The organism is Kineosporia corallincola (assembly GCF_018499875.1).
Classification (GTDB): domain Bacteria; phylum Actinomycetota; class Actinomycetes; order Actinomycetales; family Kineosporiaceae; genus Kineosporia; species Kineosporia corallincola.
The window spans coordinates 121,573-139,641 of record NZ_JAHBAY010000012.1; the positions used below are offsets into that span (position 1 = coordinate 121,573).

The 18,069-nt window shown below is 72.2% G+C and carries 17 protein-coding genes; 13 read left to right on the plus strand and 4 right to left on the minus strand.

What is annotated here, in order from left to right:
• Nucleotides 1-408: 408 nt before the first annotated feature.
• The 13 genes from KIH74_RS26005 (at nt 409) to KIH74_RS26065 (ending at nt 13,897) form a co-directional block, all read left to right on the plus strand.
• Nucleotides 409-2,091: an ABC transporter substrate-binding protein gene (locus KIH74_RS26005; RefSeq protein WP_214158926.1), complete on the plus strand. Its 1,683-nt coding sequence runs from the start codon at nt 409-411 to the stop codon at nt 2,089-2,091.
• A complete protein-coding gene (locus tag KIH74_RS26010) occupies nt 2,084-2,929 on the plus strand; it encodes an ABC transporter permease (RefSeq protein WP_214158928.1) in 846 nt (281 codons plus the stop codon). The genes KIH74_RS26005 and KIH74_RS26010 overlap by 8 nt, the downstream gene beginning before the upstream one ends.
• Entirely contained in the window at nt 2,926-4,014 is a 1,089-nt protein-coding gene (locus tag KIH74_RS26015; protein WP_214158930.1) for an ABC transporter permease, read from the plus strand. The genes KIH74_RS26010 and KIH74_RS26015 overlap by 4 nt, the downstream gene beginning before the upstream one ends.
• A 1-nt stretch (nt 4,015) precedes the next feature.
• Nucleotides 4,016-4,699, plus strand: coding sequence for an alpha/beta fold hydrolase (locus KIH74_RS26020; protein WP_214158931.1), 684 nt, complete (start codon nt 4,016-4,018; stop codon nt 4,697-4,699).
• Nucleotides 4,696-5,703 (plus strand): ABC transporter ATP-binding protein, encoded by a 1,008-nt coding sequence (locus KIH74_RS26025; protein WP_214158933.1) that lies wholly within the window; start codon nt 4,696-4,698, stop codon nt 5,701-5,703. The genes KIH74_RS26020 and KIH74_RS26025 overlap by 4 nt, the downstream gene beginning before the upstream one ends.
• Nucleotides 5,700-6,698, plus strand: coding sequence for an ABC transporter ATP-binding protein (locus KIH74_RS26030; RefSeq protein WP_214158935.1), 999 nt, complete (start codon nt 5,700-5,702; stop codon nt 6,696-6,698). The genes KIH74_RS26025 and KIH74_RS26030 overlap by 4 nt, the downstream gene beginning before the upstream one ends.
• Entirely contained in the window at nt 6,688-7,446 is a 759-nt protein-coding gene (locus KIH74_RS26035) for an amidohydrolase family protein (RefSeq protein ID WP_214158937.1), read from the plus strand. The genes KIH74_RS26030 and KIH74_RS26035 overlap by 11 nt, the downstream gene beginning before the upstream one ends.
• Nucleotides 7,443-7,895, plus strand: a complete 453-nt coding sequence (locus KIH74_RS26040) for a cytidine/deoxycytidylate deaminase family protein (protein ID WP_214158939.1) — start codon at nt 7,443-7,445, stop codon at nt 7,893-7,895. Before KIH74_RS26035 ends, KIH74_RS26040 begins: the two co-directional genes overlap by 4 nt.
• Nucleotides 7,889-8,674, plus strand: a complete 786-nt coding sequence (locus KIH74_RS26045) for a creatininase family protein (RefSeq protein ID WP_372492128.1) — start codon at nt 7,889-7,891, stop codon at nt 8,672-8,674. The genes KIH74_RS26040 and KIH74_RS26045 overlap by 7 nt, the downstream gene beginning before the upstream one ends.
• Nucleotides 8,675-8,687: 13 nt before the next feature.
• Nucleotides 8,688-9,317: a cyclase family protein gene (locus KIH74_RS26050; RefSeq protein ID WP_214158943.1), complete on the plus strand. Its 630-nt coding sequence runs from the start codon at nt 8,688-8,690 to the stop codon at nt 9,315-9,317.
• Nucleotides 9,318-9,339: 22 nt separating this feature from the next.
• Complete coding sequence (locus KIH74_RS26055) at nt 9,340-10,836, plus strand: gamma-glutamyltransferase (protein WP_214158944.1); 1,497 nt, start codon at nt 9,340-9,342, stop codon at nt 10,834-10,836.
• Nucleotides 10,837-10,881: 45 nt separating this feature from the next.
• Nucleotides 10,882-12,483, plus strand: coding sequence for an amidohydrolase (locus tag KIH74_RS26060; protein WP_214158946.1), 1,602 nt, complete (start codon nt 10,882-10,884; stop codon nt 12,481-12,483).
• A gap of 337 nt (nt 12,484-12,820) precedes the next feature.
• Nucleotides 12,821-13,897: a TauD/TfdA family dioxygenase gene (locus KIH74_RS26065; protein ID WP_214158948.1), complete on the plus strand. Its 1,077-nt coding sequence runs from the start codon at nt 12,821-12,823 to the stop codon at nt 13,895-13,897.
• Nucleotides 13,898-13,949: 52 nt separating this feature from the next.
• Here the strand turns inward: KIH74_RS26065 and KIH74_RS26070 are convergent, their stop codons facing one another.
• Genes KIH74_RS26070 through KIH74_RS26085 form a run of 4 tightly spaced genes read right to left on the minus strand, consistent with a single transcriptional unit; the run spans nt 13,950 to nt 18,039 of the window.
• Nucleotides 13,950-15,116: a hypothetical protein gene (locus KIH74_RS26070; RefSeq protein WP_214158950.1), complete on the minus strand. Its 1,167-nt coding sequence runs from the start codon at nt 15,114-15,116 to the stop codon at nt 13,950-13,952.
• 13 nt (nt 15,117-15,129) lie between these two features.
• Nucleotides 15,130-16,140 (minus strand): VOC family protein, encoded by a 1,011-nt coding sequence (locus KIH74_RS26075; protein ID WP_214158951.1) that lies wholly within the window; start codon nt 16,138-16,140, stop codon nt 15,130-15,132.
• A gap of 16 nt (nt 16,141-16,156) precedes the next feature.
• Entirely contained in the window at nt 16,157-16,720 is a 564-nt protein-coding gene (locus KIH74_RS26080; RefSeq protein WP_214158953.1) for an aromatic-ring-hydroxylating dioxygenase subunit beta, read from the minus strand.
• On the minus strand, nt 16,717-18,039 hold the full coding sequence (locus KIH74_RS26085) for an aromatic ring-hydroxylating oxygenase subunit alpha (RefSeq protein WP_214158955.1): 1,323 nt from the start codon (nt 18,037-18,039) through the stop codon (nt 16,717-16,719). The genes KIH74_RS26080 and KIH74_RS26085 overlap by 4 nt, the downstream gene beginning before the upstream one ends.
• Nucleotides 18,040-18,069 lie beyond the last annotated feature (30 nt).

Here is an 18,069-nt window from a genome sequence, read left to right on the forward strand (position 1 = left end):
CGACCACACCATCAGGAGCGCTGACAGCGCGGGCCGATGCGGGCGTCCCTCATGAAGGCGTGACGCCAGACGCGCCAGCACGGCGACACATTCGCACGACGGCACGACGACACACCCGCACGGCGGCACTACGGCACACCCGCACGTCCGTATGGCGGCACGACCGCACGACCGCACGACCGCACGCCGGCACGACGGCACGGCGACACATCCGCACAGCGGCCTCCCCCGCGGCCAACCGCCTCCTGGCCTGCACCGCCTCCACCCGGGACAACTCTGTGGCCCGGCGCGACGGTCTAGACGCGATCTCCTATTCAGGATACGTTCCCTTCCTAGATGGATCCAATCTGCGTCGATTGCTATCCAGGCTCTTCTTTGCTGACCTGCCCGTCTCATAGGAGCTCTCCCATGCCGCGTTCCACCCCCGCCGCACCCCAGCCGCCCCAGGCCCAGGGGGCCGCCGTGCCCGCCGACGTCTCCCGCCGCACCATGCTGCGCGGCGCCGGCCTGCTCGGCATGGGCATGACCCTAGGCCTCGGCGGCCTGCTCTCGGCCTGCGGCGTCGCCGCCGACGACTCGGACAGCGGCTCCGGCGACGCGAGGACCGGCGGCACGCTGACCCTGGCCGTCGACGGCACCAGCGCGGTCAACGACCCGGCCTTCTACACCACGCTCGGCGACTGGATGGCCGTCGACTGCATCTGCCGCGGCCTGACCTTCATCTCGTTCGAGGACAACACCCCGCAGCCCGACCTGGCCGAGTCCTGGGACGTGTCGGACGACCAGAAGACGTACACGTTCCACCTGCGCAGCGGCGTGAAGTTCCACGACGGAACGGATTTCACCTCGGCCGACGTGCTGGCCAGCCTGAACCGGCAGTTCGACGAGACCGACAAGACGCTGCCCGAGGGCGCGTCCCGGCCACTGAACAGCCTTGGCGCCAACGTGAAGTCGCTCAAGGCGATCGACGACCTGACCGTCGAGATGGTGCTGATCAAGCCGGACCGGATGGTGCTGGGCCGGCTTTCGGACATCGGCGGCCGGATCATCTCCAGCGCCGCGCTGAAGGAGAAGGGCGCCGACATCGGCAAGGCGCTGGTCGGCACCGGCCCGTTCAAGTTCTCCAGCGCCACCTCCGGGCAGTCCGTGGTGCTGGAGGCGTTCGACGGCTTCCGGCTCGGCCGGCCGCCGATCGACCGGCTGGTGCTCCAGCAGGTCACCGACCCCTCGACGATCGTGAGTTCGCTGATCTCGGGCGACATCTCGGCCACCCAGTTCACCCCCTACTCGGCGCTGGCGTCGCTGGAGAAGAACGATGCCGTCACCGTCTACGACACCAGTCTCGGCTTCGACGCGATCATGATGATCGACGCCCGCCGGGTGCCGGAGCTGGAGGTGCGGCAGGCCATCAACCTGGCGGTCGACCGCGAGGCGATCGTGGCGCAGGCCTTCTACGGCAAGGGCCAGGTGCCCGACGGCTACGCGATCCCGCCGGCCCAGAACGGTTACGACGCGGGGCTGGCCGACCTCAGCACCCACGACCTGGACCGGGCCAAGGAGCTGCTGGAGAAGGCCGGCGCGACCGGCCGCACCATCCACCTGATGGCCGCGAGCGACAGCTGGCACCCCAAGGCCGCGCAGATCGTGGAGCAGAACCTGACCGACGCCGGGTTCAAGGTGGTCGTCGACTCCGTCGACCCGGCCACCTATTTCGGCCGGGTGACCGACCCGGACGACGAGTACCACGACCTGATGATCTGGGAACGCAACTCGTACGTGCCGGACCCGGACAACATGGTCGGCTCGATGGCCAACCCGGCCGGCGTGTACGGCGACTTCGCCACCGGGTTCGCCTCGCTGAAGGGCGCGGACAAGTTCGCCGACGAACTGTTCGCGGCGAAGAACCTCGAGGACGGGGACGAGCGCACGAAGACCTACTCGGACATCCAGCGGCGCTGGGCGGAGGAGTACATGGTGCTGGTGATGCTCGCCTACTCGACCAACCCGGTGGTGAGCGGCTCGGGTGTGGAGGGCATGAACGTCAATGCGCTCGGCAATCACCGGTGCTTCATGGAGAAGGCCAGTGTCTAGCCTGCCCCAGCTGCTGAAACACCGCAGGATCGCGACGAACTGGCTCTCCGCCGCCTCCTGGCTGGTGCTGCTGTTCTTCGTGCTGGTCGCGCTGGCCGGGCCGGTCCTGGTCGGCGCCGACCCGATGCGCCAGTCCAACAGCGCGCTGCTGCCCGCCGGCAGCAGCGGCCACCTGCTCGGCACCGACGACCTGGGCCGCGACGAGCTGGCCCGGCTGGTGCACGGGGCCCGGCCGCTGCTGCTGGTGGCGGTGCTGGCCACGCTGCTGGCCACGCTGATCGGAACCCTGCTCGGCCTGGTCGCCGGATATCTCGGCGGCCTGGCCGACCAGGTGGTCATGCGCACGGTCGACCTGGCCCTGGCGTTCCCCTCGATCCTGCTGATCATCCTGCTGGTGGCGGGCGCCGGGGCGGGAACCGGCACGCTGGTGATCGGGATCGGCATCTCGCTGGCGCCCGGCCTGGCCCGGCTGGCCCGGGCGCTGGCCGCCCGCGAGGCGGCCCGGGACTACGTGCTGGCCTCGAAACTCGGTGGCAGCCGGGGACCGCGGATCATGCTGCGCGAGATCCTGCCGAACATCGCCGGGCCGATGATGGCCCAGGTGATCATGACCCTCTCCGTCGCAGCCGGTTTCGCGGCCGGCCTGTCGTACCTCGGCCTGGGCATCCCGGCCTCGACCCCGGACTGGGGAAACATGGTGCAGGCCGGGCAGGAGTTCATCCTGACCACGCCGGCCCTCACCGTGCTGCCCGCCGCGGCCACCCTGATCTTCGTCGTCGCCTGCAACTTCGCCGGTGACGACCTGCGCGACGCACTCGACCCGCGGGGGCTCACATGACCGCGATCACCCCGGCCACGGCTCCCGGCCCGGGCCTGCTGCGCCGGGCCAGGAGCGGCCTGCCCCGGATGATCGCCCTGCGGCTGCTCACCGTGCCGCTGGTGCTCTGGGCCCTGGCCAGTCTGGTCTTCGTGGCGCTGCGGCTGCTGCCGGGCTCCCCCGCCAAGTCGCTCGCGGCCGGCGGGGCCACCGACGCCAGCGCCGAGCAGATCACCGCGAACGCCGCGGAGATCACCCGCTCGCTCGGCCTGGACCGGTCGCTGCCGGAGCAGTACCTGATCTATCTGCGCGACCTGGTCAGTGGCGACTTCGGCGCGTCGTACTTCGGGGGCAACGACGTCCTCACCCTGATCGGCAACGCGCTGCCCGCGACGATCGAGCTGACCGTGGCCGCGATGCTGATCGCCGTGCTGATCGGCGGGGTCAGCGGCCTGTGGGCGGCGCTGCGCAAGGACACCTGGGTGGACACCGGCACCCGGGCGGCCGCCACGGTCACCTTCAGCCTGCCCTGGTTCGCCCTGGGTGTGCTCGGCATCGTGGTGTTCGGCGTGTGGCTGGGCTGGCTGCCGGTCATCGGCCGGGTGCCGAACCAGCTGGACTACCAGCCGTTCACGAACTTCGTGCTGCTCGACGCGATCCTCCAGGACCGGCCCGAGCTGATCTGGCCGTGGCTGGAGCACCTGATCCTGCCGGCCTCCACGCTGGCCCTGTCGACGGCCGGGTTCATCACCCGGATCGTGCGAGCGAGCGTGCTGGAGGTGCTCGGCGACGACTTCGTGCGCACCGCGCAGATGAAGGGCCTGGACGAGGGCCAGGTGGTGCGCCGGCACGTGCTGCGCAACGCGTCGCTGCCGATCATCACCGTGCTGGGCCTCCAGTTCGGCACCCTGCTGGGCGGTTCCACGGTCACCGAGACGGTGTTCTCCTACCCGGGTGTGGGGGTGCTGCTGGTCGACGCGGTGCTGCAACGCGACTACCCCGTCGTGCAGGGCGCCGCGCTGGCGATCGCCCTGCTGTTCACGTTGGTCAACGCGGCCGTCGACGTCCTGTACCTGGTGCTGGACCCGCGGCTGGGAGAGAGCTGAGATGTCTTCCACCGAAATCGTTCTCGTGCACGGCGCGGGCGGCACCCCGACCACCTGGTCGCTGGTCCTGCCGATCCTCGAGCAGCGCGGGCACCGGGTCACGGCCGTCACCAACCCGATGACGTCGCTGGCGGACGACGTGGCCACCACCACCGCCTGGATCGACGAGCACACCACGGACGACGTGCTGCTCGTCGGCCACTCCTACGGCGGCGCGGTGATCGGCGGCGCCGGCCTCCACCCGCGGGTGAGGGGCCTGGTCTACGTGGCGGCCTGGGGCCCGGACGAGGGCGAGTCGATCCAGGACATCCTGGCCCGCTACCCGGTGGCCCCGGTGAACAAGCACATGGTGCGCGGGCCGAACGGCGAGTGGCAGTCCTCCCGCTCGCCGGAGTACTACGAGGAGATCGCCTGGGACCTGCCGGCCGAGCGCCGCGCGGTGTGGAGCGGCGAGGGCCGGCCCAGCGCCAACGCGATCTTCGAGCAGAAGTCCGGGCCGCAGGCCTGGAAGGACAAGCCGCGCTGGTACCTGGTGGCGGCGCAGGACAAGACACTGCGGGTGGACACCCAGCGGGACATGGCCGCGCGGATGGACGCCGTCACCTCCGACGTGGACGGCAGCCACTTCGTGCCGCAGGTCAGCCCGCAGCGGGTGGCGGACCTGATCGACGAGGCCCTGGGATGAGCGAGACCGTGCTCAGCATCAGGGATCTCAAGGTCGAGTTCGACGTGCCGGCGGGACGCCTGCCGGCCGTGAACGGGGTCAGCCTGGACCTGCGGGCCGGTGAGCTGCTGGCCCTGGTCGGCGAGTCCGGCTCCGGCAAGTCGGCGCTGACGATGGGCCTGACCGGGCTGAACCGCGGCCCCCGCACACACATCTCGGGCACCGCCGACCACCGTGGCACCGACCTGGTGGCGGCGAGCACGAAACAGCTCCAGAAGATCCGCGGCGCGCAGATCGCCGTGGTGTTCCAGGACGCGCTGGCCGCGCTGAACCCGGTGCAGCGGGTGGGCCGGCAGGTGGCCGAGATGATCCGCCGGCACCAGCCGGTGGGCCGCGCCGAGGCCGCCCGCAAGGCCGTGGACCTGCTGCGGGACGTCGGCATCGCCAGCCCGGAGCAGAACGCCCGGGCCTACCCGCACCAGCTGTCCGGCGGCATGCGCCAGCGCGTGATGATCGCGATCGCGCTGGCCAACGACCCGGGCGTGCTGATCGCCGACGAGCCGACCACCGCGCTCGACGTGACCATCCAGGCCCAGGTGCTGGCCCTGCTCAAGCGCATGCAGCGCGAGCACGGCAGCGCGATCGTGCTGATCACCCACGACCTCGGGGTGGTGGCCGAGGTGGCCGACCGGATCGCCGTGATGTACGCCGGGCGGATCGTCGAGATCGGCACCCGTGACGAGGTTCTCAACCGTCCGCAGCACCCCTACACGATCGGGCTGCTGAACTCGATGCCCCGCATCGACGGCCCCCGGCCCCGGCGGCTGGCGGCGATCGGCGGCAGCCCGCTGACCGGGGTGGACCGGCCGGCCGGCTGCGCCTTCGCGCCGCGCTGCCCGTCGGTGCACGAGAGCTGCTCGCAGCGGCCGGAACTCGAGCGCAGGGACGGCGCGGCGGACCATCTCGACGCCTGCTGGCTGCCCGGCGCCGACAAGGCGCGGGCCCTGGCGGTGGGCGCGGCATGAGCACCCCCCTGCTGAGGCTGACCGGCCTGCGCGTCGAGTACACCCGGCCCGGTGGGCGCCGGGTGCGTGCGGTGCGCGACGTCGACCTCGACATCGCCGAGGGCGAGACCCTCGGCCTGGTCGGTGAGAGTGGTTGCGGCAAGTCGAGTCTGGGCCGCGCCGTGCTGCGCGCGGTGGAGCCGCAGGGCGGTCGCATCGACTTCCTCGGCCTGGACATCACCCACCTGCGCGGTGCGCAGCTGCGGGCGGTCTGGGCCGACCTGGCGATGATCTTCCAGGACCCGTTCGGCTCGCTGAACCCGCGCCGCCGGGTGCTCGACATCGTCGCCGAGCCGGTGATGCGGGCCCGCGGCGCCACCCGGGCGCAGGCCGAGGAACGCGCGGGCGACCTGCTCGACCTGGTCGGCCTGGGCCGCGACGCCGGGCACCGCCGGCCCCGGGAGTTCTCCGGCGGCCAGCGGCAGCGGATCGCGATCGCCCGGGCCCTGGCGCCGTCCCCGAAGTTCGTGGTGGCCGACGAGCCGGTGTCGGCGCTGGACGTGTCGATCCAGGCCCAGGTGGTGAACCTGCTCGCCGACCTGACCGAGGCCAGCCGGCTGACCTGCCTGTTCATCTCGCACGACCTGGGCGTGGTGCGGCAGCTGGCCGACCGGGTGGCGGTGATGTACCTCGGGCAGATCATCGAGATCGCCGAGCGGGACGCCTTCTTCGACGGCCCGGCGCATCCCTACAGCAACGCCCTGCTGGCCTCGGTGCCGCGGGTGACCCCGACCGCGCAGGTGCGCCAGGCCCAGTTGCAGGGCGACCCGCCGGACCCGGCCGACCCGCCGCCCGGCTGCCTGTTCTCCAGCCGCTGCCCGAAGGTCACCGACCTGTGCCGCACCGAGCAGCCCGCTCTGCGCGAGCTGGAGCCAGGCCGGAGCGTCCGCTGTCACTTCCCGTTGCAGACGGCGGGTATTGAAACAACCAAGGAGCACGCCGACATTGATCATTGACGCCTACAACACCACCCAGGACGTGCGGGGCCGCTCCGACTACCTGACCGGCGCGAAGCCGGGCGAGAAGCCGCCGCCGTACACGCCGTTCGACCCGCAGCGGATCCTCACCCGGATGGACGCCGCGGGCGTCGACATGGCGATGGTGTGCTCGCTGGCGCAGCGCATTGAGAACGACTTCCTCATCGACATGGTGAGCCAGCACCCCACCCGGTTCATCGGTTTCGGCCAGGTGATGCCGCAGGCCGACGACGCCCTGGACGAGATCGAGCGGTTCGCCGCGGCCGGGCTGAAGGGCCTGAAGCTGCACCCGAGCCTGCACGGCTACCACGTGGCCGACCACGGCCTGCTCGACCCGGTCTTCGAGAAGTGCGCCCAGCTGGGCCTTCCGGTGCTGATCAACGCGCTGGACGACTCGTTCTGCGCGCCGCTGGCGATCGAGGAGATCGCCAAGGACCACCCGGGCGTGCCGACGATCATCGCGCACATGGGCGCGGTGTGGAACGTGCCGGAGGCGATCATCGTGGCCGAGCGGCAGCCGCACGTGTTCCTGGAGACGTCGGCGACGCTGATGAGCGACGTGAAGCGGGCCTACGCCCGGCTCGGCGCCGAGAAGATCCTGCTGGGCAGCGAGTGGCCGGGCTCGGACTTCGACCTGGAGCGGTTCAAGATCGCCAAGGCGATCCCGGACGAGGCCGACCGGGCGCTGGTCGAGGGCGGGAACTTCGCGCGGATCCTCGGCCTGTGAGCCCGTCGGACATCGTCCGCGTCGAGCCCCCGCCGTCCATGGGCGCACCGGACGCCGAGCTGCTGGAGCGGGCCCAGGACGTGCTGGGGCGGGTGTACGTGCCCGGCCGGCACGAGGTGGCGAGCGCGCTGCGCACCGCGGACGGCACGGTCCACACCGGGGTGCACGTGGACGGCTCGGCCCGGCGCAGCGCGATCTGTGCCGAGGGTGTGGCGATGGGCACCGCGGCCGGCGCCCTCCACGGAGGCGCCGGGCTGGACATCGAGGCCGTGGTCTCGGTGCTGGTCAAGCCGGCCGGCCGGTTCCGGGTGATCGCCCCCTGCGGGGTGTGCCGCGAGCTGATCAGCGACTACTGCCCGGACGCCCGGGTCTGGGTGAGCGCGGGCGACGACGTCGTCGCGTACCGGGCCATCGAACTGCTGCCGGAGAAGACACGGAGAACATGGTGAGTGAGCTGGAGTTCAAAGGCACCGGGACACCGGTGAACTGGGAGCGGCTGACGTCGCCGGAGGCCGGTGCGACGGTGGGCCGGACCGACGCGGTGATCATCCCGGTCGGCGCGGTGGAGCAGCACGGCCCGCACCTGCCGCTGGCGGTGGACACGCTGATCTGCCAGGCCGTGGCCGAGGGCGTCTCGGCGCTCACCGGCGTCCCCACGCTGCCGCCCGTGACCTACGGGGTGTCCGGCTCGCACGGCGACTTCCCGGGCACGGTGGCGCTGCGCCCGGAGACGATGATCGCGGTGATGGAGGACCTGATCGACTCGCTGCACGCCAGCGGGGTGCGGCAGTTCGTGCTGCTGAACGGGCACATCTGGAACAACGGCTCGCTCGACGTGACCGCCGAGAAACTGCGGGTGCGGCACCCGGACTCGCGGGTGCGGGCGCTGGGCTACGTGACCATGTACCCCGGGCCGGAGGTGAACGGCCGGGTGCAGTTCGGCCGGGGCCTGATGCACGCCAACTTCTTCGAGACGTCGGTCATGCTGCACCTGCACCCGGATCTGGTGCACATGGACCGGGCCACCTCGCACGTCGACGTGGACTCGTTCTGGGACTACCGGATGGACCAGGTCAGCGACACCGGGGTGTGGGGCCGTGAGGTGCAGGAGGCGAACGCCGACCACGGCAAGGTGGAGTTCGAGCGCTGCGTGGCCACCACCGCCGCGGCGGTCGCCAAGGCCGTCGCGGAGCCCTGGCCGGACCCCACCCACCGGCCCGGGAACTGAGAGAGGAACGATCGTGAAGATCTACGACATCACCCTGCCGATCCACCCGAAGATGCTGCACTGGGGCCGCAAGCCCGAGGTCGAGGTGGTCGAGTCGCTGGCGAACGGTGACGCCTCCAACGTGACCCGCTGGCGGATCGGCGCGCACACCGGCACCCACGTGGACGCGCCCGCGCACTTCGTCGACGGCGCCACCCCGATCGACCGGGTGTCGCTGTACTCGATGGTCGGCCCGTGCATCGTGGCCGACTGCACCCAGGTCGAGGGCGAGGTGCTGCCCGAGCACCTGGAGGCCGCGGGCGTCGCCGGGCACACCCGGGTGCTGCTGAAGACCACCAACTCGGCCGGGCCGCTGAAGCAGACCGAGCGCGCCGAGCAGTGGGTGGGCGTCGGCCCGGAGGCGTCGAAGTGGCTGGTGGCCAACGGGGTCGAGCTGATCGGCACCGACTACATGACGCTGGAGCACCACACCCGCACGGACACCTGGGACTCGCACCACGTGCTGCTGAACGCCGGCGTGCTGATCCTGGAGAACGCCGACCTGGACGAGGTGGCCCCCGGCGAGTACGAATTGGTGTGTCTGCCGACCAAATTGGTGGACGCCGACGGTGCGTTCACCCGCGCCATCCTGATCCAGCGCTGACCGAGAGGGACTGAGCAACCAGATGACGACTCAGGTGGCCGTCGCCGCACCGCACCCGGACGCGGTCGCGGCCGCGCGCTCGGTGGTGGAGAACGGTGGTGGGGCGGTGGACGCCGCGCTCGCCGCCGCCGCGGCCCTGACCGTGGCGTATCCCCACCAGTGCTCGGTGGGTGGCGACCTGGTCGCACTGGTCCGGACGCCGGACGGCGAGGTGCGCTCGGTGATCTCGGCGGGCGCCGCGGCGGCGGGTTTCGACGCGGCGGCGGTCGCCGGCCTGGACCGGATGCCGCCCGGCGGGCCGCTGGCGATCACCGTGCCGGGCGTCGTGGCCGGCTGGGCGAGCCTGGCCGGTCTCGGCGCGCGGCTGCCGTTCGCCGATCTCCTTGCCCCCGCGATCGCGCTGGCCGCGGACGGCGTGGCGGTCAGTCCCGGGCTGGCCCGGGGCACCCTCGACCGGTTGTCCGTCGTCCGCTCGGATCCGGGGCTCTCGGCTCTCCTGCTGGAGGACGACGGGGAGCCCCGCCGGGCCGGGGCGCCGCTCGTGCAGCCCGCCCTGGCGCGCACGCTGACCGAGATCGCCGGGGACTGGACGTCGTTCTACACCGGCCCGCTCGGGCAGCGCCTGGCCACGGCGCTGGAGGGGTTCGGCAGCCCGCTGCGGGCCGCCGACCTGGCCGCGCACGAGGCCGAGGTGGGTTCCCCGCTGACGATGACGCTCGACGGCGTGACCTGGTCGGTCGCTCCCCCGCCGAGCCAGGGGGCGGCGCTGCTGGCGGTGCTGGCCGCCGGGCCGGCCGGCCGGCTGGCCGCGGCCCGCGAGGCCGAGCTGCACCGCGACGCCCTGCTCGGCGACCCGCGGCTGGGCCCGATCGACGTGGAGGCGCTGCTCGGCCGGGCCGCCCGCCGGGTCGGGGCGCTGCCGTCCGGTCCCAAGCCCGCCGGTGACACGGTGGCGGTGACGGCCGTGGCGGACGACGGCACCGCGGTCACCCTGATCCAGAGTGTGTTCCAGACCTTCGGTTCCGGCCTGCTCGACCCGGCGACGGGGGTGGTGTTCCACAACCGCGGCTCGGCGTTCAGCATCGACCCGGCGCACCCGGGCCGGGTGCGGCCGGGCGCCCGGCCCCCGCACACGCTGTGCCCGGTGATCGCCGTGCACGACGACACCGTGCTGGCGCTGGGCTGCCAGGGCGGCCGGGCGCAGGCCTGGATCCTGTCCCAGGTGGCGGGCGAGGCCGTCACCACCACCGACCTGCCCGGGCTGCTGGAGCGGCCGCGCTGGGTGATCGGCTCGCGCGACCTCGGCCTGCCCGCCCCCTCGCTGCTGCTGGAACCCGGTGTCCCGGAGGCCGTCTCGCTGGCCGGGACGGCGACGGGCCTGGGCCTCGACGTGATCACCTCACCGGCCAAGCGCGACGACGCCGGGCACGTGCAGGTGTGCCGCCTCGACGCCGGCGGCCTGTCGGCGGCGGCCGACCCGCGGGCCGACGGGGTGGGGCTGGTCGTCGGCGCGGCCTGAACCGCCTTCCCTCCCCGTCCCTCTCACGCACCGGAGCACCGCGCGATGCCCGACCTCCTCGTCACCGGCGACATCCACACCCTGGCCCCGCCCCACGTGATGCCGCCGGTGGTCGAGGCGGTCGGGGTGCGTGACGGCGTGATCGTGAACTGGGGCTCGCCCGGCTGGGTGCGGGCCGAGCTCGGCGGGCGGGTGCACGAGATCGCGCTGCCCGGAACGGTTCTGCCCGGGCTCACCGACAGCCACGTGCACGTGCTGTGGGCCGGGCGGCGCCGCGACCGGTGCGACCTGGACGGCGTGGGCAGCGTGCAGGAGATCGTGCGGCGGCTGGCCGCCCACGCCCGCCGCCAGGGCGGCGGCTGGGTCGAGGCCGACCTGAACGCCGAGGCGTTCGACCTGGCCGAGCGCCGGCTGCCGACCCGCCACGACCTGGACCGGGCCTGCCCGGGCGGGCACGTCGTGCTCGACCGCAAGGGCCACGACGTGATCGTCAGCACCGCCGTGCTGCACCGCGCCGGGATCACCGCGACCACCCGCGACCCGGAGGGCGGGCGGATCGTGCGCGACCCGTCCGGCTCGCCGACCGGCCTGCTGATCGAGCACCCGGCCGCGGCGCTGGTGCGCCGCGTGGTGCCCGCCCCCGACCTGGTCACCCGGATGCGCTGGATCGAGCTGGGCCAGCGCGAGCTGCTGGGGCTGGGCGTGACCACCGCGATGGACCCGGCCGTGGCCCTGCCCGACCTGGAGGCCTGGGCACAGGCGGCGCGCGAGGGGCGGCTGCGGCAGCGGGCCGTGGTGATGCCGCTGGGCGGCGACGACGTGACCCCCGAGCAGGTCGCGGCCGCGGCCGGGCCGCTGGCCGCGATCGCCCCGGCCCGGCTGCGGGTCGGGCCGACGAAACTCTTCCTGGACGGCGGGGGTTCGCTCGGCACGGCCTGGCGCTCGGTGCCGTGGCCGGGCACGAAGAACGACCACGGCAACCAGAGCATCACCCTGGACACGCTGCGGGCGCACTGCGCGGCCGGGCTGCGCGGGCACGGCGTGGGGGTGCATGCCGTGGGCGACGCCGCGATCGACGCGGTGCTCGACGTGCTCGAGGTGCTGAACTGGGCCGGCGACCAGCCCTACCGGGGCACCGGTTTCCACCTGATCCACGGCTACCTGACGCCCAGCCGCTCGGCGCTGGCCCGGGCGGCCCGGCTCGGCGTGGCGCTGTCGGCGCACCCGGCGCTCCAGTGGTCGTTCGGCACGTCGCTGATCGGCCGGCTCGGCGAGGACGAGGCCGCCGGGGCGAACCCGCTGCGGGCCTGGCTGGACGCCGGGGTGCTGGTCGGCGGGGGCAGCGACGGGCCGGGCGGGCCGATGTCGCCGCTGTTCGGCATGTGGCAGGCCCGCACCCGGATGGTGCAGGGCCGCGACGAACCGCTCGGGCCGGCCCAGGCGATCACGCCGCGCCAGGCCCTGACCATGTTCACCACCGGCGCGGCGGCGATCACCGGGCAGCCCGGCCACCTGTACCCGGGCGGGCCGGCCGACCTGACCGCGGTCGACGTGGATCCGCTGCTGTGCGACGACGAGATGCTGCGGCGGGCGCGGGTGCTGGCCACGGTGGTGGGCGGGCAGGTCGCGCACGTTGACATCAGGTAAATCCTGACCGATGACGGGACGGGACACCGTCTCGCATATTGACGCACCCATCCGGGCTACCTAGCCTGGTCGGGAACGCACCGCAGGACCGAGGGCGACGAGGAGGCCGGGATGACATCGACAGCCGCTCCCGGCACGTACGCCGAGCCGCTGCGTTCCCGCCCTCCGCGTGAGGGCCTGCGCCGTCCCGGCACGGCCGTCGGCAACCCCCAGGTCCCGTTCTAAACACCTGGTCCGGCCCATCTTTTCACCCGGGCACCACCCTGTCCTCCGCCGTGGGGAGGGGTGGGTCCGGTGCTCCGCGACGTCTTCCACCCCCCACCCCGGGAGCATCACGATGACGAACACCACGATCGCCCTCGAGCCGATCTCCGGCCCGTCCGCCTGGCGCGGCGACGAGCTGGCCGGCACCACCGAGTGGATCTACGAGCTGGCCCCCGGCGAGATCGCCGACCTGGAGGCCGCCGGGCGCAAGCTCGTGGCCGACGACCCCGACCTGCGCACCGTGACCGCGGCCGACTACCCGCTGCCCGCGTGCACCCGGCTGAACGAGGAGTCGGGCCGGCAGATGGACACCGGGCGCGGCTTCATCCTGATCCGCGGTCTGAAAACCGAGGAGTACGGCGACGTCCTGGCCGGGGCGATCTTCTTCGTCATGGGCCTGCACCTGGGGCAGCCGATCGGGCAGAACCAGATGGGCGACCTGCTCGACCACGTGATCGCCACCTCTGACAAGACTCTCGCCGACGAGGGCGCGAAACCCTCACGCGTGCGCGACCGTCTGCCGTTCCACTCCGACTCCTCCGACGTGGTGGCGCTGATGTGCCTGCGCGGGGCCCGCGAGGGCGGCGCGAGCAGCCTGGTCAGCGGCACCACGATCTACAACGAGGTGCTGCGGCGGCGACCCGACCTGGCGCCGCTGCTGCTGGAGCCGTTCCACTGGGATTGGAAGGCACAGGACCCGGACGCCCCGGAGAACACCTACTCCTCGCCCGTGGTCTCTTACGTGGACGGCATTTTCAGCGTCTACGCGGGCATGTCGATGATCTTCTCGGCGCAGCGGTTCGCCGAGGTGCCGCGGCTGACGCCGGAGCAGACCCAGGTGCTGAACCTGTTCGACGAGATCTCGCAGGAGCCGGGCCTGGCGCTGGACATGAACTTCCAGCCGGGCGACGTGCAGTGGCTGCTGAACTACGCGGCCCTGCACTCGCGCACCGGGTACCTGGACTTCCCCGAGCCGGAGCGCCGCCGGCACCTGCTGCGGCTGTGGCTGAAGCGCGACGTCGGGCGGCCGCTGGTGGAGAAGTTCGGCAAGCACGTGGTCACGATGGGCGAGCCGGCCGGCGGGCTGCTGCCGGGCGGGCGGTTCGCGATCGCCGACGCGGCCCAGCCGAACTTCGAGTGGGGCAACTGATCTCGTGAGAGAACGGGGGACGCCGGTGGCCGGCGTCCCCCGTTCTGCTGCTCTACGTGAGCAGTTCCCCGTAGATCCGCGCCCAGGTGCCCAGCCCGGCCAGGGGGGTGCGGTCGCGGCGCGGGTCGTCGGGGCCCGGGCCGATGGTGGGGCCGAGGCGGACCGTGTCGATGCCGTGGCCCCGGAACACCACACCGTCGGTCGAACCGGTCCAGCCGGTGATGTCCTGCGCCGCCCCCAGGTACTTCTCGCGCACCTGCCGGGCCCGGCGCACGACCGGGGCGTGCTCGCCGGTGACGCCGGCCGGGTGAATCTCGTGCGCCTCGACCGTGGCCGTGCAGCCCTCGGGAACCGCTGCCGCAACGGCCTTCCCGAGTTCTGCCGCCACCTGCTCCGGGCGGTCGCCGGGAAGCGTGACCAGGTACAGGCGCAGCTCCAGCACGGCCGGGAAGAGGTCGGGCTTGGTGGCGAGACCGGCCGACAGATAACCGATCCCGGCCTCGGCGCCGAGCTGGCCGGCGCCGCGCCGGGCGGCCAGGTGCCCGGTGCGCCACTGCTCGACCGCCGCGACCACGCGGCCCGCGTGCGCGACCACACCGCCGTCGGGCCGGTGGTGGCGCCGGGCCAGTACGGCCCCGTGGCGGCCGGTGACGCGGACCGTGAGGTAGGCAGCGCCCGGCTCGGAATGCAGCACGCCGGGCGGCCCGGCCTTCGCCACGACCACCTGGCGGGGTCTCGGCCGGGTGGCGAGATGGTGCTCCACACCGGTGATCTCACCGGGAACCAGCCGGTGGGTGCCGGATCCGGCGAGCAGCAGGGTGGAGCCCGGGCCGTTCCCGGCAGCCGCCCGCACGAAGCCGAGCAGCGCGGCCGCGGCGGGCCCGCGGGCCACCCCCAGCCCGAAACCGTCGGCCTCGTGGGTGATCCGCAGCGGCCCGGGCGGGTCGGTGCGCCCGGTGACCGGGGCGTCGGCGGCCGACCCGTCGAGCGAGGTGTCGAGGTGTGAGTACAGCAGCACCGACTCCGGCACCGCCCCCGCCGTTCCCAGCAGATTGGCCCCGGAGTCCCCGTACGGCACCACTTCCCAGCGCACCTGCGGCCAGTGTTCCCGGCACCAGGCGTGCAACCGCACGGCCGCGGGACGTTCGCGGCCGTGCGGGGCGGGGATGCTATGGAGTTCGGTGAGGATGCGGGTCAGGAGCTCTTCGTCGTCCTCCATGGCACCGTCCATGTCAGAAGCGGCCCCAGTCGTCGGCGGCGGGGCGCCACACGTCGATGTTGCGCGGATCGGCCGGCATGTGGCGGGCGCGGTGCGTCTCGTGCTCCTCGGGGGTGAGCACACGGTGCGCGTCGCACAGCTCGAACCGGGGTCCGAACTTGGTGTCGTGCAGGTAGAACGCGATCGACGTGGACGCCGAGTGGTTCACGATGTCGGACGCGATCGGGGCCCCCTTGTACAGGGCCCGGGCCCGCAGGCGCATCACGTGGTCGAGGCTCTTCATCGCGAAACACAGGTGCCCGACGAAGAACTCCTTGTTCTTCTGCACGGCCAGGCTGTGGTGGTAGCGGTCCTCGCAGCGCAGGAACGTGGTCGAGCCGACCACGTGGTCGGAGGCCAGGAAGCCCAGCACGTTCTGGTAGAAGTCCAGGCTCTCCTGCCACTTCGGGGTGGACAGGAACGGGTGCACCAGGTCTTTCGGGCGGATCTCGATGTGCGGCGGCTCGGCGTACTCGTGGAACTCGGTGAACAGCTCCACGATCAGGCCGTTCGGGTCGGCCACGGCGAAACCGTTCGCGCAGAGTCCCTTCTGGCGTTCCTGGAGCTCGAGCACCTCCAGGCCGGCGTCGAGCACGCGCTTGTGCAGCTGCTCGAGCACCTCCTCGCTCCCGACGCTGTAGCCGATGGCCGTGGTCCAGCCGTCCTCGCGGTGCGGGGCCGCGATCAGCTCGATGCAGTGGTGCTCGATGTCGGAGCGCAGGTAGGCGTACTCGTCGGTGTGCTGCTCGAGCTGGAGACCGACGTGGTATTCGAGGAACTCGATGGTGGCCCGCAGATCGGGCACCTCGATCCGGGCGTACTCGAAACCGTACGGGCCGTGTTGCCGCGTGGGCATGGGAACGCTCCTGTCGTCGAGGATGTCGGCCCACCGGGCGGTGAAGGCCTGGAGCTCCTCCCGGGCCAGCCCGGCCTGCGCCGGGTCGGCCTCCGGGCGGAACCCGAAGGTGAAGGTGTGCTCGGTCAACGTGCTTCTCCCAGCGCTAGAGGATGAAACTGAGCCGGGCCCCCGCGGTGAGGAACTCGTGGCCCAGGATCGAGCGCCGCAGCCGGAACCGGAAGCCGTCCTCGTGCGGCACCAGCACGTGGTCGTAACGGCCCACGTAGCTGTCGAACTCGCCGTCGCGGGCGCGGTGCACCACGAACGACGCGGTGACCCGGAACGAGTCGGACAGGTCGCCGAACTGCCGGGCGGTCAGGGCCACGTTCGTCGAGACCGGCCCGACCCGCAGCGGCGCGGCCGGGTCGGTGATCGGGTGCAGCCGCACGTTCGAGACCAGCCGGTGCGTGCGCGAGTGCGGGTTCTCGGCGTGCGCCTTGCGCGACTTCAGGCGCTTGACCCGGGCCTTGATCAGGTCCCAGTCGTCGGTGACGAACGAGCCCGACTCGATCGCCGACCAGCCCCGGAAGTCGGTGGTGGGCACCTCGAACCGGGCGCCCGGCTCGAACAGGGCCAGCCAGGCGTCGTAGTCCCAGGCGTCGAGGATGTCGGCCTCGGCGTAGAGGAAGTCCTCCACCGCGGCCCGGCTGACGGCAAGGTCTATCACCGCACGTCCCTTCCGGTCACGAAGCTCTCCGGGCGCTCACCGGTGACCGACAGCCCGGCGGGGGCGACGGCTGCCACCCAGTGCCGCCAGAAGCCACGCATCGCGCCCTCGTCGATGGAACGGCCCTGCACGCCCTTGATCTCGTCGGCCAGGCCGCGCGACATGTCGCTGAAGTCGTTCGCACCGCCGCCGGCGGTGGCCTCGATACCGCGCTGCACCGCCTCGTACGCCTCGATGTCGTCGGGCGTGGCCAGGCCGCCCGGGCCGACGAAGCTGACCACGGTGCGCATGCGCAGCGCGCGGGCGTCCGGGTCCTCCTCCTTCGGCACGAGCTGCCAGGCCCGCACGTCGGTGACGCCGGGCGAGACCGGCTCGAGCTGCCGGATCGACAGGCCCTCGATGTCGAACAGCAGCAGGTTCGGGTACACGAACAGGATGTGGCTCTCGTCGGCCACGTAGTGCGCCCGCCGCTCCCCCAGCCGCTGCACCATCTCGGCCCGGTGCTCCTGCGTGCGCACCCGCTCGTCCTCGCCGAAGCGCGGCTCCCAGATCATGCTGATGCGCCCGCCGTGACCGGTGAGAACCAGCAGCAGGTGGCCGTTCTGGAGGGTGTAGGCGTACTGGTCGTCGTCGGTGACGGCGAAACCGCTCTCGCGCAAGTACCCGACGAACGTGTTGTGGGTGGGCGAGAAGTGGTAGCCGTCCATCGCGTTCTCGACGGCCAGCTTCCAGTTGCCGCGCACCGAGTACAGCTGTGTGCCGGGCAGGGTGGTCATGCCGCTCGCGTGCTGCTGCTCGATCATCGTCATGTAGTCGGCGGCGTCGCCGAGATGCTCCAGCAGGGGCGGCACGTCGGCGGTGAACGCGACGAACACGTAGCCCTCGTGGATCTCCAGCCGGGCCACCGACCGCAGCGCCATCGACGCCCGGAACGCCTCGTCGCCCGGGTAGGCGTCGAGCCCCGGGATCGACGAGACCTGACCGTTGGAGCGGAACGTCCAGGCGTGGTAGAAGCAGGCGAAATTCTTTGCGTTGCCCTCGTTCTCGCGGCAGACCACGGTGCCGCGGTGCGGGCAGGAGTTGAGGAACGCGTGGATCTCGCCCTCGCCGTCGCGGACGAAGATCAGCGGCCGCCCGGCCAGGGTGCGCACCTTGAAGTCGTTCTTGTTCGGCAGTTCGGTCTCGTGACCGAGGTAGAGCCAGCTACGGCCCCAGATCTGTTCGCGCTCGGCGTCGAACAGCTGCTGGGACCGGTACGCCTCGCGGTTGACGCGGAAGGTCTGCCGGTCCCAGTCCTCGGCCACCATGGTGTGAGTCATCCGCCTCGGACCCTTCTGGTCGACGAGCAG

Coding starts and splice junctions, on each gene's coding strand:
- KIH74_RS26005 (WP_214158926.1), top strand. CDS start 409: ATGCCGCGTTCCACCCCCGCCGCACCCCAGCCGCCCCAGGCCCAGGGG.
- KIH74_RS26015 (WP_214158930.1), top strand. CDS start 2,926: ATGACCGCGATCACCCCGGCCACGGCTCCCGGCCCGGGCCTGCTGCGC.
- KIH74_RS26020 (WP_214158931.1), top strand. CDS start 4,016: ATGTCTTCCACCGAAATCGTTCTCGTGCACGGCGCGGGCGGCACCCCG.
- KIH74_RS26025 (WP_214158933.1), top strand. CDS start 4,696: ATGAGCGAGACCGTGCTCAGCATCAGGGATCTCAAGGTCGAGTTCGAC.
- KIH74_RS26030 (WP_214158935.1), top strand. CDS start 5,700: ATGAGCACCCCCCTGCTGAGGCTGACCGGCCTGCGCGTCGAGTACACC.
- KIH74_RS26045 (WP_372492128.1), top strand. CDS start 7,889: ATGGTGAGTGAGCTGGAGTTCAAAGGCACCGGGACACCGGTGAACTGG.
- KIH74_RS26055 (WP_214158944.1), top strand. CDS start 9,340: ATGACGACTCAGGTGGCCGTCGCCGCACCGCACCCGGACGCGGTCGCG.
- KIH74_RS26060 (WP_214158946.1), top strand. CDS start 10,882: ATGCCCGACCTCCTCGTCACCGGCGACATCCACACCCTGGCCCCGCCC.
- KIH74_RS26065 (WP_214158948.1), top strand. CDS start 12,821: ATGACGAACACCACGATCGCCCTCGAGCCGATCTCCGGCCCGTCCGCC.
- KIH74_RS26070 (WP_214158950.1), bottom strand. CDS start 15,116: ATGGAGGACGACGAAGAGCTCCTGACCCGCATCCTCACCGAACTCCAT.
- KIH74_RS26085 (WP_214158955.1), bottom strand. CDS start 18,039: ATGACTCACACCATGGTGGCCGAGGACTGGGACCGGCAGACCTTCCGC.